General features: G+C 66.1%; 9 protein-coding genes. 3 read left to right on the plus strand and 6 right to left on the minus strand.

What is annotated here, in order from left to right:
- Positions 1 to 36: 36 nt before the first annotated feature.
- Genes lpdA through aceE form a run of 3 tightly spaced genes read right to left on the minus strand, consistent with a single transcriptional unit; the run spans position 37 to position 6288 of the window.
- On the minus strand, positions 37 to 1878 hold the full coding sequence (gene lpdA / locus AC1Q9M_RS01665) for a dihydrolipoyl dehydrogenase (RefSeq protein ID WP_492432114.1): 1842 nt from the start codon (positions 1876 to 1878) through the stop codon (positions 37 to 39).
- A gap of 12 nt (positions 1879 to 1890) precedes the next feature.
- Positions 1891 to 3561, minus strand: a complete 1671-nt coding sequence (gene aceF / locus AC1Q9M_RS01670; RefSeq protein WP_492432116.1) for a dihydrolipoyllysine-residue acetyltransferase — start codon at positions 3559 to 3561, stop codon at positions 1891 to 1893.
- Between the two features lie 15 nt (positions 3562 to 3576).
- Entirely contained in the window at positions 3577 to 6288 is a 2712-nt protein-coding gene (gene aceE / locus AC1Q9M_RS01675) for a pyruvate dehydrogenase (acetyl-transferring), homodimeric type (RefSeq protein WP_382324405.1), read from the minus strand.
- A 216-nt stretch (positions 6289 to 6504) separates the two neighbouring features.
- Between aceE and AC1Q9M_RS01680 the strand changes: the two genes are divergently transcribed.
- The 3 genes from AC1Q9M_RS01680 to folD all read left to right on the plus strand — a co-directional run bounded on the left by AC1Q9M_RS01680 (position 6505) and on the right by folD (position 10622).
- A complete protein-coding gene (locus AC1Q9M_RS01680; RefSeq protein WP_444686414.1) occupies positions 6505 to 9060 on the plus strand; it encodes a PAS domain-containing sensor histidine kinase in 2556 nt (851 codons plus the stop codon).
- On the plus strand, positions 9057 to 9683 hold the full coding sequence (locus AC1Q9M_RS01685) for a response regulator transcription factor (protein ID WP_291119523.1): 627 nt from the start codon (positions 9057 to 9059) through the stop codon (positions 9681 to 9683). Before AC1Q9M_RS01680 ends, AC1Q9M_RS01685 begins: the two co-directional genes overlap by 4 nt.
- 87 nt (positions 9684 to 9770) lie before the next feature.
- Complete coding sequence (gene folD, locus AC1Q9M_RS01690) at positions 9771 to 10622, plus strand: bifunctional methylenetetrahydrofolate dehydrogenase/methenyltetrahydrofolate cyclohydrolase FolD (protein ID WP_444686413.1); 852 nt, start codon at positions 9771 to 9773, stop codon at positions 10620 to 10622.
- 4 nt (positions 10623 to 10626) lie between these two features.
- Here folD and AC1Q9M_RS01695 read toward each other — a convergent pair whose 3' ends face one another.
- From AC1Q9M_RS01695 to carB, 3 genes are all read right to left on the minus strand, one after another.
- Positions 10627 to 11064, minus strand: coding sequence for a DUF4149 domain-containing protein (locus tag AC1Q9M_RS01695; protein WP_382324403.1), 438 nt, complete (start codon positions 11062 to 11064; stop codon positions 10627 to 10629).
- 6 nt (positions 11065 to 11070) lie between these two features.
- On the minus strand, positions 11071 to 11547 hold the full coding sequence (gene greA, locus AC1Q9M_RS01700) for a transcription elongation factor GreA (protein ID WP_382158465.1): 477 nt from the start codon (positions 11545 to 11547) through the stop codon (positions 11071 to 11073).
- Positions 11548 to 11695: 148 nt separating this feature from the next.
- A complete protein-coding gene (carB, locus tag AC1Q9M_RS01705; protein ID WP_492432120.1) occupies positions 11696 to 14953 on the minus strand; it encodes a carbamoyl-phosphate synthase large subunit in 3258 nt (1085 codons plus the stop codon).
- Positions 14954 to 14959: the final 6 nt, after the last annotated feature.

A 14959-nucleotide genomic window follows, 5' to 3' on the forward strand; every position in this document is an offset into this window, starting at 1 on the left:
GGCTGGCGGCTTCTTCTTTGGCCGGCGTCCCGGCGCTTACTTGCGCTGCGGCGGCACGTCCGTGCAGGAGCCGTGGGCGATCTCGGCCGCCATGCCGATGCTCTCACCCAGCGTGGGGTGGGGGTGGATGGTCTTGCCGATGTCCACCGCGTCCGCGCCCATCTCGATGGCGAGGGCGATCTCGCCGATCATGTCGCCTGCATGCGTGCCCACCATGCCGCCGCCCAGGATCTTGCCGTGGCCATGGGCCTCGGGCGAGTCGTCGAACAACAGCTTGGTCACGCCTTCGTCGCGGCCATTGGCGATGGCGCGGCCCGAGGCCGTCCAGGGGAACAGGCCCTTCTTGACCTTGATGCCCTGCGCCTTGGCCTGGTCCTCGGTCAGGCCCACCCAGGCCACCTCGGGGTCGGTGTAGGCCACGCTCGGAATGACGCGCGCGTTGAACGCCGCGCTGGCCAGTTCCTTGTTGCCCTGCAGTTCACCCGCGATCACCTCGGCCGCCACGTGCGCCTCATGCACCGCCTTGTGCGCCAGCATGGGCTGGCCCACGATGTCGCCGATGGCGAAGATGTTGGGCACGTTGGTGCGCATCTGGATGTCGACGTTGATGAAGCCCCGGTCGGTCACCGCCACACCGGCCTTCTCGGCGCCGATCTTCTTGCCGTTGGGCGTGCGGCCCACGGCCTGCAGCACCAGGTCGTAGGTCTGCGGCGCGGGCGCCGTGCCACCCGGCTCGGCGCTCTCGAACGTCACCTCGATGCCGGCCGGCGTGGCCTTGGCCGACACCGTCTTGGTCTTGAGCATGATGTTGTCGAAGCGCGGCGCATTCATCTTCTGCCAGATCTTCACCAGGTCGCGGTCGGCGCCCTGCATCAGGCCGTCGAGCATCTCCACCACGTCCAGGCGAGCGCCCAGGGTGCTGTAGACCGTGCCCATTTCCAGGCCGATGATGCCGCCGCCCAGGATCAGCATGCGCTTGGGGACTTCCTTGAGCGCGAGCGCACCGGTGCTGTCCACCACGCGCGGATCGTCCGGCATGAAGGGCAGGCGCACGGCCTGCGAACCGGCGGCGATGATGGCCTTCTTGAAGCCGATCACCTGCTTCTTGCCCGTCTTCTCCTGGCCGGTGGTCCCCGTGGTCTCTTCCACTTCCAGGTGGTTGGCGCCCACGAAGGAACCGACACCGCGAACGGTCGTGACCTTGCGCATCTTGGCCATGGCGGCCAGGCCACCGGTGAGCTTGCCGATCACCTTTTCCTTGTGGCCGCGCAGCTTCTCGATGTTGACCACCGGGCGGCCGAACTCCACGCCCAGCGCCGCCATGTGGCTGACCTCGTCCATCACCGCCGCCACGTGCAGCAGCGCCTTGGAAGGAATGCAGCCCACGTTCAGGCACACGCCACCCAGGGTGGCGTAGCGCTCGACGATGACGACCTTCAGGCCCAGGTCGGCCGCGCGGAAGGCCGCGCTGTAGCCGCCAGGACCACCGCCGAGCACGACCACGTCGCACTCGAGATCGGCGCTGCCGCCGAAGCTGGCGGCGGTCGGCGCAGCCACCGGGGCCGCAGCCGGCGCCGCGGCGGGTGCCGCTTGTGGCGCGGGTGCCGGTGCGCTGGCGGCGGACGCGGCGGCGGCCTCACCCGCGGCTTCCAGCGTCAGCACCACGCTGCCCTGCTTGACCTTGTCGCCCAGCTTGACCTTGAGCTCCTTGACCACGCCCGCCTGGGAAGACGGAATCTCCATCGAGGCCTTGTCGGACTCGACCGTGATCAGGCTTTGTTCGGCCTTGACCGTGTCGCCGGGCTTGACCAGCAACTCGATCACCGCCACTTCGTCGAAGTCGCCGATGTCGGGGACTTGAATATCGATGAGTGCCATCTGCGTGGTCCTTTACAGCAACACGCGACGGAAGTCGCTGAGGATCTGGCCGAGGTACACGTTGAAGCGGGCGGCGGCGGCGCCGTCGATCACGCGGTGGTCCCAGGTCAGCGAGAGCGGCAGCATCAGGCGCGGCTGGAAGGCCTTGCCGTCCCACACCGGCTCCATGGTGCTCTTGCACACGCCGAGGATGGCCACTTCGGGCGCGTTGATGATGGGCGTGAAATAACGCCCGCCAATGCCACCCAGGCTGGAGATGGTGAAGGTCGCCCCGCTCATCTCGGCCGGGCTCAGCTTGCCCTCGCGCGCCTTCTTGGCGAGTTCGCCCATTTCCTGGCTGATCTGCAGCACGCCCTTCTTGTCGGCGTCCTTGATCACCGGGACCATCAGGCCGTTGGGCGTGTCGGCCGCGAAGCCGATGTGCCAGAACTGCTTGTAGATCAGGGCATCGCCGTCGATCGAGCTGTTGAACTCGGGGAATTTCTTGAGCGCGGCCACGCAGGCCTTGATCAGGAAGGCGAGCATGGTGACTTTCACGCCGCTCTTCTCGTTTTCCTTGTTGGTGGACACGCGGAAGGCTTCGAGGTCGGTGATGTCGGCGTCGTCGTGGTTGGTGACCGCCGGGATCATGACCGCGTTGCGCAGCAGGTTGGCACCACTGATCTTCTTGATGCGGCCCATCTCCTTGCGCTCGATCGGGCCGAACTTGGCGAAGTCGACCTTGGGCCAGGGGATCAGGCCCAGGCCCGCGCCGTCGCCACCACCGCCGGCCGGGGCCTTGGCCGCCTGCGCCTTGGTCTGCATGGCGCCGGCCATCACGGCCTTGGTGAAGCCTTGCACGTCGTCCAGCACGATGCGGCCCTTGGGACCGCTGCCCTTGACCTCTTCCAGCGGCACACCGAGTTCACGGGCGAACTTGCGCACCGAGGGCGAGGCGTGGGGCAGGCCCAGCGGGGCCGTGGCGGTGGGGTTGTGGGCCGGTGCGGCGGCGGCGGGCGCCGATGCCGTGGCGGCCTGGGGTGCTGCCGCTGCGGCAGCAGGTGCCGCGGGCGCGGCCGTCGGTGCGGCGGCGGGCGCCGGCGCTGCGGCGGCAGCGGCGCCTTCCAGAATCGCCAGCAGGTCACCGATGTTCACGGTGTCGCCGATCTTGACCTTGAGCTCCTTGAGCACGCCAGCGGCCGAGGACGGGATTTCCATCGAGGCCTTGTCGGACTCGACCGTGATCAGGCTCTGCTCCACCGAGATCTTGTCGCCGGGCTTGACCAGCACCTCGATCACCGCGACGTCCTTGAAGTCGCCGATGTCGGGCACACGCACCTCCACCGGGCCGGCGGCCGCAGCGGGCGCCGCCGCAGGCGCGGCAGCCGGTGCCGCAGGGGCCGAGGCCGGTGCAGCGGCTGCCGCCGGTGCGGCCGCCGCCGGGGCCGAAGCGGCTGCGGCCTCTCCCGCCGCCTCCAGCACCAGCACCACCGAACCCTGCTTGACCTTGTCGCCCAGCGCGACCTTGAGTTCCTTGACCACGCCGGCCGTGCTGGAAGGGATCTCCATCGAGGCCTTGTCGGACTCGACCGTGATCAGCGACTGCTCGGCCTTGACCGTGTCACCCACCTTTACCAGCAGTTCGATGACCGCCACTTCATCAAAATCCCCGATGTCCGGGACCTTCACATCAATCAGTGCCATGTTCTTGTCTCCGGATTACGCGTACAGCGGGTTCACTTTGTCGGCGTTGATGCCGTACTTCTTGATCGCCTCGGCCACCTTGGCCACCGGCAGCTTGCCCTCTTCGCTCAAGGCTTTGAGCGCGGCGACCACGATGTAGTGGCGGTTGATCTCGAAGTGCTCGCGCAGCTTGCTGCGGAAATCGCTGCGGCCGAAACCGTCCGTGCCCAGCACCTTGTACGTGCGCTCCTTGGGAATGAAGGGGCGGATCTGCTCCGCGTAGTTCTTCATGTAGTCGGTGGACGCGATCACCGGGCCGGTGGTGGCGCTCAGCTGCTGCGCCACGAAGGGCACGCGCGGCGTTTCGGCCGGGTGCAGCAGGTTCCAGCGGTCGGCGTCCTGGCCGTCGCGGGCCAGTTCGTTGAAGCTCGGGCAGCTCCACACACCAGCGCTCACGCCCCAGTCCTTCTCCAGCAGTTCCTGCGCGGCGATGCTTTCGCGCAGGATGGTGCCGCTGCCCAGCAGTTGCACGCTGGGCGCGTCCTTCTTGAGGGCCGGCGCCTGCTTGCAGTAGTACATGCCCTTGATGATCTGCTCCTCCGTGCCGGGCTGCAGGCCGGGCATGGGGTAGTTCTCGTTGAGCAGCGTCAGGTAGTAGAAGACGTTGTCCTGCTTCTCCACCATGCGCTTCAAGCCGTGGTGCAGGATCACCGCCACTTCGTGCGCGAAGGTCGGGTCGTAGCTGATGCAGTTCGGGATCGTGCCGGCCAGGATGTGGCTGTGGCCGTCTTCGTGCTGCAGGCCTTCGCCGTTGAGCGTGGTGCGGCCCGAGGTGCCGCCCAGCAGGAAGCCGCGCGCCTGCATGTCGCCCGCCGCCCAGGCGAGGTCGCCGATGCGCTGGAAGCCGAACATGGAGTAGTACACGTAGAACGGCACCATGATGCGGTTGCTCGTGCTGTAGCTCGTGGCCGCCGCGATCCAGCTGCTCATGCCGCCGGCTTCGTTGATGCCTTCCTGCAGGATCTGGCCGGCCTTGTCTTCCTTGTAGTACATCACCTGGTCCTTGTCGACCGGGGTGTACTGCTGACCGTGCGGGTTGTAGATGCCGACCTGGCGGAACAGGCCTTCCATGCCGAAGGTGCGGGCTTCATCCACCAGGATGGGCACGACGCGCGGGCCCAGGGCCTGGTCGCGCAGCAGCTGGGTGAGGAAACGCACATAGGCCTGCGTGGTCGAGATCTCGCGGCCTTCGGCCGTCGGGTCGAGCACGGCCTTGAAGGTGTCGAGCGAAGGCACGGTGAAGCTTTCGTCGGCCTTCACGCGGCGCTTGGGCAGGTAGCCGCCCAGGGCCTGGCGGCGCTCGTGCAGGTACTTCATTTCCGGCGTGTCTTCGGCCGGCTTGTAGAACGGGATCTTGGAGAGTTCGCTGTCCGGGATCGGCAGGTTGAAGCGGTCGCGGAAGATCTTGATGTCCTCGTCCGTGAGCTTCTTGGTCTGGTGGACCGTGTTCTTGCCCTCGCCCGCCTTGCCCATGCCAAAACCCTTGACGGTCTTGATCAGCAGCACGGTGGGCTGGCCCTTGTGGTTGACCGCCTTGTGATAAGCCGCATAGACCTTCTGGGGGTCGTGGCCGCCACGCTTGAGGTTCCAGATGTCGTTGTCGCTCAGGTGGGCGACCATCTCCAGCGTCTTGGGATCGCGGCCGAAGAAGTGCTTGCGCACATAGGCGCCGTCGTTGGCCTTGAACGACTGGTAGTCGCCGTCGACCGTGTCCATCATGATCTTGCGCAGCGCGCCGTCCTTGTCGCGCGCCAGCAGCGAGTCCCACTCGCTGCCCCACAGCAGCTTGATCACGTTCCAGCCGGAGCCGCGGAACTCGCCTTCGAGTTCCTGGATGATCTTGCCGTTGCCGCGCACCGGGCCGTCCAGGCGCTGCAGGTTGCAGTTCACCACGAAGATCAGGTTGTCCAGGTTTTCACGGGCGGCCAGGCTGATGGCGCCAAGCGACTCGACTTCGTCCATCTCGCCGTCGCCGCAGAACACCCAGACCTTCCGGTTCTCGGTGTTGGCGATGCCACGGGCATGCAGGTACTTCAGGAAACGCGCCTGGTAGATCGCCATCAGCGGGCCCAGGCCCATGGACACCGTGGGGAACTGCCAGAACTCGGGCATGAGCTTGGGGTGCGGGTAGCTGGAGAGCCCCTTGCCGTTGACTTCCTGGCGGAAGTTGAGCAACTGCTCTTCGGTCAGGCGGCCTTCCAGGTAGGCGCGGGCGTACACACCGGGGGACACGTGGCCCTGGATGTAGAGGCAATCGCCGCCGTGGTTCTCGCTCTCGGCATGCCAGAAGTGGTTGAAGCCGGCGCCGAACATGTGGGCCAGCGAGGCGAACGAACCAATGTGACCGCCCAGGTCGCCCCCGTCCTCGGGGTTGTGGCGGTTGGCCTTGACCACCATGGCCATGGCGTTCCAGCGCATGTAGGCGCGCAGGCGTTCTTCGATCTCGATGTTGCCCGGGCAGCGCTCTTCCTGGTTGGGCTCGATGGTGTTGACGTAACCGGTGGTGGCCGAGAACGGCAGGTCGATGCTGTGCTGGCGGGCTTCTTCCAGCAGCTGTTCGAGCAGGAAGTGCGCGCGCTCGGGGCCCTCACGCTCGATGACGGCGGCCAGCGCCTCCATCCACTCACGGGTTTCCTGGGAATCCGCATCGGCGGCACCACGGGCATTGAGAGCGTCATTCGCTGACATTGTTGTCTCCTGTTGGTTTGAATCGAGCTTACGGAGGTCCATCCGCACTGTCACTGATTTTTCCACAAAAGCTTTTCATTTTCAACATATGCTTTATGTTTTTATATTGTGAAAATTTAAACGGTTGACGAGACGGGCCTTGGGCGCGACAAAACACGCGTTTCTCCAGCCCCTCCGAAGGGCGTGGAGCACCCACTCACGTAGACTCTCGGGTTCATGATTCCCCTGCCCCAAACCACGCCACCCAACAGCCCGCCTGCCCAGGCCGTCTGGTGGAAGCGCTGGTGGCGCCGCCTGCCGCCGTCCCGCCAGGATCGCTTCGCCACCCTCGGCCCCTTGCTGGCCGTGCTCCTGTTCCTCTCGGCCATCGTGGTCGCCATCACCTACCTGCGTTACGAGGAACTCGAACGCGAACAGGAGGCCGTCACGCGCGACGTGGAGTACGCCCAGCAGCGCCTGCGCCTGCGCCTGCTCGAACGGCAGGAGCAGCTCATGCGACTGGCCCGTGAAGTAGGCAACAAGGAGATCGAGAGCGAGGAGTTCGAGTTCCAGGTCGAATCCCTGGTGAGCCAGTTCCCCGAGATGCTGGCCATCAGCTGGATCGATGGCCGTCGCAACGTGCTGGCCACCTACGCCTCGCCCAGCGCGCCTGCGGCGCTGGTGCGCCCCGTGGGCACGGTGCTCTCGGCCGGCGAAACCGACGGCTCCTTCGACCTGGCCCGGGACCTGCGCCAACCCATCTACTCGCGCCCGCTGGGCGAGGACGCGCGCAATTCCACGCTGATGCTGCACGTGCCGCTGAGCGAGCAAGGCCGCTTCTCCGGCACCATCATGGGCGAGTACTCGGTCGACGGGCTGATGCGTTTCGGCATCCCGCCGGAAATCATGGCCCGCTATGCCGTGGCCTTGGTGGACGACCGCGGCCGCGTGCTGGCCGGCAGCCTGCAGACACCCACCAGCGTGCTGCGCCTGCTGCCGTGGTCCAACCCGCCGCTGGAGCACGAGGTGCCCGTCTCGCCGGTGGGCAACGGCCTGATCCTGAAAGCCCAGGGCTACCGCACCTCGCAGGACATCGTGGGCAGTGGTTTCTTCTGGGTCATCGGCGCACTCTCCGCGCTCACGGTCTGGATGCTGCTCGGCACCTGGCGCCACACCCGCCGCCGCGTGCAGGCGCAGCAGGCGCTGGTGGCCGAGACCAACTTCCGCCGCGCGATGGAAAACTCCATGCTCACCGGCATGCGCGCCCTCGATATGCAGGGGCGCATCACCTACGTCAACCCGGCCTTCTGCTCGATGACCGGCTGGACCGAAGGCGAGCTTGTCGGCCGCACCGCGCCCTTCCCCTACTGGCCGGAAGAGGAACATGATCAACTCGCCGCGCGCCTGGAAGACGAGCTGCGTGGCCGCTCCACGCCCGGTGGCTTCGAGGTGCATGTGAAGCGCCGCGACGGCAGCATCTTCGACGCGCGCATGTACGTCTCGCCCCTGATCGACCCCAAGGGTCACCAGACCGGCTGGATGACGTCCATGACCGACATCACCGAGCCCAAGCGCATCCGGGAGGAGCTTTCGGCCTCCTACGAACGCTTCACCACGGTGCTGGAGTCTTTGGACTCCGCGGTCTCGGTCGCGCCCCTGGGCAGCGACGAGATGCTGTTCGCCAACAAGATGTACCGCCTGTGGTTCGGTACCCGCGGCCAGGGGCACCGCCACCTGGTTGATCTGGCCGGCAACCAGCCCTCCCCCAGCCCCGACGACGGGGATGCCGTGGACGCCTTCGCCGGCATGCCCACCGAAACGCTGACCGACGCTGGCGCGGAGAACGCGGAAGTGTTCGTGGAAGAACTGGACCGCTGGCTGGAGGTGCGCACGCGTTACCTCACTTGGGTCGACGGCCGGCTCGCCCAGATGGTGATCGCCAGCGACATCACGCCCCGCCGCTACGCGGAAGAACAAGCCTCTCGCCAGGCCGAGCGCGCGCAGACCGCGAGCCGCTTGATCACCATGGGAGAGATGGCATCGAGCGTGGCGCACGAACTCAACCAGCCGCTGACCGCGATCACCAACTATTGCAACGGCATGATCTCGCGCGTGACCGAGCAGCGCATCACCACCGACGAGTTGCTGGGCGCGCTGGAGAAGACCTCGCGCCAGGCCCAGCGCGCGGGGCAGATCATCCAGCGCATCCGGGCCTTCGTGAAGCGCAGCGAACCCAATCCCACGCTGTCCGACGTGGCACAGATGGTGAGCAACGCGATCGAACTCGCCGACATCGAGTTGCGCCGGCATCAGGTGCGCCTCTCACCCTACGTGGCCGCGCGCTTGCCGAATCTCATGGTCGATCCCATCCTGATTGAGCAGGTGTTGATCAATCTCCTCAAGAACGCGGGCGAAGCCATCGCCCAAGCGGGGCGCGCACCGGGCGAACGCTATGTGGAGCTGCGCGTCGGGCCACGCCGCCTGGACGACGTGGACGTGGTGGAGTTCTCGGTGCGCGACTCGGGCAATGGCGTGCCCGACGAAATGATCGAGCGCATCTACGAAGCCTTCTACAGCACCAAGAGCGAAGGCATGGGCATCGGCCTCAAACTGTGCCGCAGCATCGTCGAATCGCACCACGGCCGGATGCAGGTTCAGAACATCTACAATGGTGAAGAGGTGGTGGGCTGCTGCTTCAGCTTCTGGATCCCCGTGATCTCTCGGCTGCAGAATCTCAGCGCCGCGGCCGGGCCCGCCACAGAGCCGCTGACGGACACTGAAAGAGCGAGATGAGTTTGATCCCCAAAAAAGGCAGCGTCTACGTGGTCGATGACGACGAGGCGGTGCGCGACTCTCTGCAATGGCTGCTCGAAGGCAAGGACTTCCGGGTCCGATGTTTCGAATCGGCCGAAGCCTTTCTGAGCCGCTACGACGCACGCGAAGTGGCCTGCCTGATCGCCGACATCCGCATGGGCGGCATGACCGGCATGGAACTGCAGGAACGCCTGATCGAGCGCCAGTCGCCCCTGCCCATCGTCTTCATCACCGGCCACGGCGATGTGCCCATGGCGGTGGAATCGATGAAGCGCGGCGCGCTCGACTTCATCCAGAAACCCTTCAAGGAAGACCAGCTCGTGGCCCTGGTCGAGCGCATGCTCGAACACGCGCGCGAAGCCTTCGCCACCCACCAGCAGGCGGTCAGCCGCGATGCCCTGCTCTCCAAGCTCACCAGCCGCGAGGCGCAGGTGCTCGAACGCATCGTCGCCGGCCGGCTGAACAAGCAGATCGCCGACGACCTGGGCATCAGCATCAAGACGGTGGAGGCGCACCGCGCCAACATCATGGAAAAGCTCGGCGCCAACACCGTGGCCGACCTGCTCAAGATCGCGCTGGGGCAGACCCCGGCCAAGGCCTGAACCCCTTCATCAGCCACACCCATTCCCCCTAACGCCCGCCGCTCTCCCGGCGGGCGTTTGCATTTCAACCGTAGACACTCTCCAGCCATGACCGCCCAACTCATCGACGGCAATGCCCTCTCCCGCCAACTGCGCGCCGACGTCAGCGCCCGCGTCACCGCCCTCAAGGCCAAAGGCATCACGCCGGGCCTGGCCGTGATCCTGGTCGGCGAGAACCCGGCCTCGCAGGTCTATGTGCGCAACAAGGTCAAGGCCTGCGAAGACACCGGCATGCACTCGGTGCTGGAGCGCTGGCCCGCCACCCTCAGCGAAGCGGAGTTGCTGGCGCGGGTCGATGCGCTCAACCACGACGCGACGGTTCACGGCATCCTGGTCCAGCTGCCCCTGCCCGCCCACATCGACGCCCAGAAGGTGATTGAAGCGATCTCTCCGGCCAAGGACGTGGACGGCTTCCACATCGCCAGCGCGGGCGCTCTGATGACCGGCATGCCCGGCTTCTGGCCCTGCACGCCCTATGGCTGCATGAAGATGCTGGAGAGCATCAGCTGCGAGCTCAAGGGCAAGCACGCGGTGGTGATCGGGCGCAGCAACATCGTGGGCAAACCGATGGCCCTGATGCTGCTGCAACAGAACGCCACCGTGACCATCTGCCACAGCGGCACCAAGGACCTGAAAGCCCTGACCCTGCAGGCCGACGTGATCGTGGCGGCCGTGGGCAAGCGCAATGTGCTCACGGCCGACATGGTCAAACCCGGCGCCGTCGTGCTCGACGTGGGCATGAACCGCAACGACGAAGGCAAGCTCTGCGGTGACGTGGATTTCGACGGCGTGAAGGAAGTGGCCAGCTGGATCACGCCCGTGCCCGGCGGGGTGGGCCCCATGACCATCACCATGCTGATGGTCAATACGCTGGAGTCGGCCGAGCGTCTGGCGGCCTGAGGCCTCAGCGAGCCGGTGCCGTGCTCAAGCGCCAGAGCACGGCACCGGCACACAGCCACTGGCCCAGCACCATGGCGGTGCCCACGCCATGCCACAGGCGCAGGTTGCCGCCGCTGGCGCGCGCGGTGACGATGTTCTGCGCCACACCGAATTCCTGCAGCAGCGCCAGCAACATGCCCAACACCACGATGCCCAGCGTGGTCATGGTGGCACCATTGGGCGGGCCACCCTGCTCATTGCCGCGCCGCAACATCACCAGCAGCGCCAGGCCCAGCAACAGGCCTGCGTAACACTGCAGGGAAAAGAGCTTGGCGGCGACCGGCCCCGCCACGGCGGGATTGCCCAATTGGGCGAACAGCGTCGGCACCGCGAGAAAACTCAGCGCCGTGATGCCACCCCACCACAGCGCGGCGATGAAGATGGAAACACGGTGCAGTGGCATGGCCTATCAGGCGTAACGCACCGCGACGATTTCGAAGCGCTTGGTGCCACCCGGCGCCTGCACTTCGGCCACATCGCCCTCTTCCTTGCCGATCAGCGCGCGCGCGATCGGGCTGCTGATGTTCACCAGGCCCAGCTTGAGATCGGCCTCGTCCTCGCCCACGATCTGGTAGGTCACGGCCGCGCCGCTGTCTTCGTCTTCCAGCTCCACCGTGGCGCCGAACACCACACGGCCGCCCGCATCGAGTGCGGCCGGGTCGATGATCTGCGCGGCCGAGAGCTTGCCTTCGATTTCGGCGATGCGGCCTTCGATGAAGCCTTGGCGGTCTTTCGCGGCGTCGTACTCGGCGTTCTCGCTCAGGTCCCCCTGCGCGCGCGCCTCGGCGATCGCGTTGATCACCCAGGGGCGATCCACGGTTTTCAAGCGCTGCAACTCTTCCTTGAGTTTTTCGGCGCCGCGTTTGGTGATCGGAATGGTGGCCACTGTGATGTTCTCCTACTGCTTCCGGCTCTGCGCCGGCACAAAAGCAAACCGCCGGGCGTTGCCGCTCGGCGGTGTTCATGAAAGGGCATTATGCCGCGAAAGAAAGCGGTGTCCACACGCATCGGCCGAGCCGATGCGCGGGCCAGCCTCAGAGTTGCGCGTGCATCTCCTGCACCGAGATCACACCCAGCTTGTCCAGGTACTGCACGCCCTCCACCGCGGCTTCAGCGCCAGCGATGGTGGTGAACGTGGTCACGCGCGCCAGCAAGGCCGAGGTGCGGATGGCCCGTGAGTCGGCGATGGCGTTGCGGCGCTCTTCCACGGTGTTGATGACGAGCACGATGTCGCCGTTCTTGATCGCGTCGACGATGTGAGGGCGGCCCTCGGTGACCTTGTTCACCGTCTGCACCGCGACCCCAGCGGCGGCGATGGCCGCCGCCGTGCCGCGCGTGGCGACCAGCGAGAAGCCCATCTCGACGAGCTGGCGCGCGATCTCCACCGCGCGCGGCTTGTCGCTGTTCTTCACGGTCAGGAAGACCTTGCCCGAGGTCGGCAGCTTGGTGCCGGCGCCGAGCTGGCTCTTCACGAAGGCCTCGCCAAAGGTCTTGCCCACGCCCATCACCTCGCCGGTGGACTTCATCTCGGGGCCGAGGATGGTGTCCACACCGGGGAACTTCACGAACGGGAACACCGCTTCCTTGACGCTGAAGTACGGCGGCGTCACTTCGGCGCCGATGCCCTGCTGGTCGAGCGACTGGCCGGCCATGCAACGCGCCGCCACCTTGGCCAGCTGGATGCCCGTGGCCTTGGACACGAAGGGTACGGTGCGCGAGGCACGCGGGTTCACTTCGAGCACGAAGATCACGTCCTTCTTCACGCCGTTCTCTTCCACCTCCTGGATCGCGAACTGCACGTTCATCAGGCCGACCACGTTCAGGCCTTCGGCCATGGCGGCGGTCTGGCGCTTGAGCTCATCGACCGTCGCCTTGCTCAGGTAGTACGGCGGCAGCGAGCAGGCGGAGTCACCGCTGTGCACGCCGGCCTGTTCGATGTGTTCCATGACGCCGCCGATGAAGACGCGGCCGGTGGCATCGCGCACCGCGTCCACGTCGCACTCGATGGCATCGTTCAGGAAGCGGTCTAGCAGCACGGGCGAGTCGTTGCTGACCTTGACGGCCTCGCGCATGTAGCGCTCGAGGTCGCGCTGCTCGTGCACGATCTCCATGGCGCGGCCACCGAGCACATAGCTCGGGCGCACCACCAGCGGGTAGCCCAGGGCAGCCGCCTTCTCCAGCGCCTCCGGTTCGGCGCGGGCGGTGGCGTTGGGCGGCTGGCGCAGGCCCAGGGTGTGCAGCAGCTGCTGGAAGCGCTCGCGGTCTTCGGCCGCGTCGATCATGTCCGGGCTGGTGCCGATGATGGGCACACCTGCGGCCTCCAGGCCCAGCGCGAGCTTGAGCGGCGTCTGGCCACCGTACTGCACGATCACGCCCACCGGCTTCTCCTTGTCCACGATCTCCAGCACGTCTTCCAGCGTGAGGGGTTCGAAGTACAGGCGGTCGCTGGTGTCGTAGTCGGTCGACACGGTCTCGGGGTTGCAGTTGACCATGATGGTCTCGTAGCCGTCCTCGCGCATGGCGAGCGCGGCGTGCACGCAGCAGTAGTCGAACTCGATGCCCTGGCCGATGCGGTTGGGACCACCACCCAGCACCATGATCTTCTTCTTGTTGGTCGGCTCGGCCTCGCACTCACCGTCGCCATGGCCTTCGTAGGTGGAATACAGGTAGGCGGTGTCGGTCGCGAATTCGGCCGCGCAGGTGTCCACGCGCTTGTAGACCGGGCGGATGTTCTCGGCGATGCGGCGCTCGCGCACGGCCTGGTCGTTGGTCTTGAGCAGCTTGGCCAGGCGGCGGTCGGAGAAGCCCTTCTTCTTCAGGCCACGCAGCGTGTCGGCGTCGATCGCGTCGAGGCTGGTCTTTTCCAGCGCGAGTTCGATCTTCACGATCTCTTCGATCTGCACCAGGAACCAGGGATCGATCTTGGTGAACTGGTGCACTTCTTCGAGCGTCCAGCCGGCGGCGAACGCGTCGCCCACGTACCAGATGCGGTCCGGGCCGGGTTCGCCGAGTTCGCGCTCCAGCGTCTCGCGGTCCTGCGTCTTCTCGTTCATGCCGTCCACGCCCACTTCCAGGCCACGCAGGGCTTTCTGGAACGACTCCTGGAAGGTGCGGCCCATGGCCATGACCTCGCCCACGCTCTTCATCTGCGTGGTCAGGCGGCTGTCGGCGGTGGGGAATTTCTCGAACGCGAAACGTGGGATCTTGGTGACCACGTAGTCGATGCTGGGCTCGAAGCTCGCGGGCGTGGCGCCGCCCGTGATCTCGTTGCGCAGTTCGTCCAGCGTGTAGCCGATGGCCAGCTTGGCGGCCACCTTGGCGATCGGGAAGCCGGTGGCCTTGGACGCCAGCGCCGAAGACCGCGAGACGCGCGGGTTCATCTCGATGACGACCATACGGCCGTCCTTCGGGTTGATGGAGAACTGCACATTGGAGCCACCGGTGTCCACGCCGATCTCGCGCAGCACGGCCAGCGAAGCGTTGCGCAGGATCTGGTATTCCTTGTCGGTCAGCGTCTGGGCAGGCGCCACGGTGATCGAATCACCGGTGTGCACACCCATGGGGTCCAGGTTCTCGATCGAGCAGACGATGATGCAGTTGTCCGCCTTGTCGCGCACCACTTCCATCTCGTACTCTTTCCAGCCGAGCAGCGACTCTTCGATCAGCAGCTCGTTGGTGGGCGAGGCTTCCAGGCCGCGCTTGCAGATGGTCTCGAACTCTTCCGGGTTGTAGGCAATGCCGCCGCCCGTGCCGCCCAGCGTGAAGCTGGGGCGGATCACCACCGGGAAGCCGACGGTCTTCTGCACGCCCCAGGCCTCTTCCATGCTGTGCGCGATGCCCGAGCGCGCCGACCCCAGACCGATCTTGGTCATGGCGTCCTTGAACTTCAGGCGGTCTTCGGCCTTGTCGATGGCCTCGGGCGTGGCGCCGATCAGCTCCACGTCGTATTTGGCGAGCACGCCGTTGCGCCAGAGGTCGAGCGCGCAGTTCAGCGCGGTCTGACCGCCCATGGTCGGCAAGATGGCGAAGCCACCCTGGGCCAGCGGGCGTTCCTTGGCGATGATCTTCTCGACCGTCTGCCAGGTGATGGGCTCGATGTAGGTGACGTCGGCCGTGGCCGGGTCGGTCATGATGGTCGCGGGGTTGCTGTTGATCAGCACGACCCGGTAGCCCTCTTCGCGCAGGGCCTTGCAGGCCTGCACGCCAGAGTAGTCGAACTCACAGGCCTGGCCGATGATGATCGGGCCGGCGCCGATGATGAGGACGGTTTGAATGTCGGTTCTTTTGGGCATGGTTCG

The organism is Hydrogenophaga sp. GW823-FHT04C09 (genome assembly GCF_058796355.1).

Excerpts from the sequence above, each read along its gene's own strand:
- lpdA (WP_492432114.1), bottom strand. The coding sequence starts at position 1,878 with ATGGCACTCATCGATATTCAAGTCCCCGACATCGGCGACTTCGACGAA.
- aceF (WP_492432116.1), bottom strand. The coding sequence starts at position 3,561 with ATGGCACTGATTGATGTGAAGGTCCCGGACATCGGGGATTTTGATGAA.
- aceE (WP_382324405.1), bottom strand. The coding sequence starts at position 6,288 with ATGTCAGCGAATGACGCTCTCAATGCCCGTGGTGCCGCCGATGCGGAT.
- AC1Q9M_RS01680 (WP_444686414.1), top strand. The coding sequence starts at position 6,505 with ATGATTCCCCTGCCCCAAACCACGCCACCCAACAGCCCGCCTGCCCAG.
- AC1Q9M_RS01685 (WP_291119523.1), top strand. The coding sequence starts at position 9,057 with ATGAGTTTGATCCCCAAAAAAGGCAGCGTCTACGTGGTCGATGACGAC.
- folD (WP_444686413.1), top strand. The coding sequence starts at position 9,771 with ATGACCGCCCAACTCATCGACGGCAATGCCCTCTCCCGCCAACTGCGC.
- AC1Q9M_RS01695 (WP_382324403.1), bottom strand. The coding sequence starts at position 11,064 with ATGCCACTGCACCGTGTTTCCATCTTCATCGCCGCGCTGTGGTGGGGT.
- carB (WP_492432120.1), bottom strand. The coding sequence starts at position 14,953 with ATGCCCAAAAGAACCGACATTCAAACCGTCCTCATCATCGGCGCCGGC.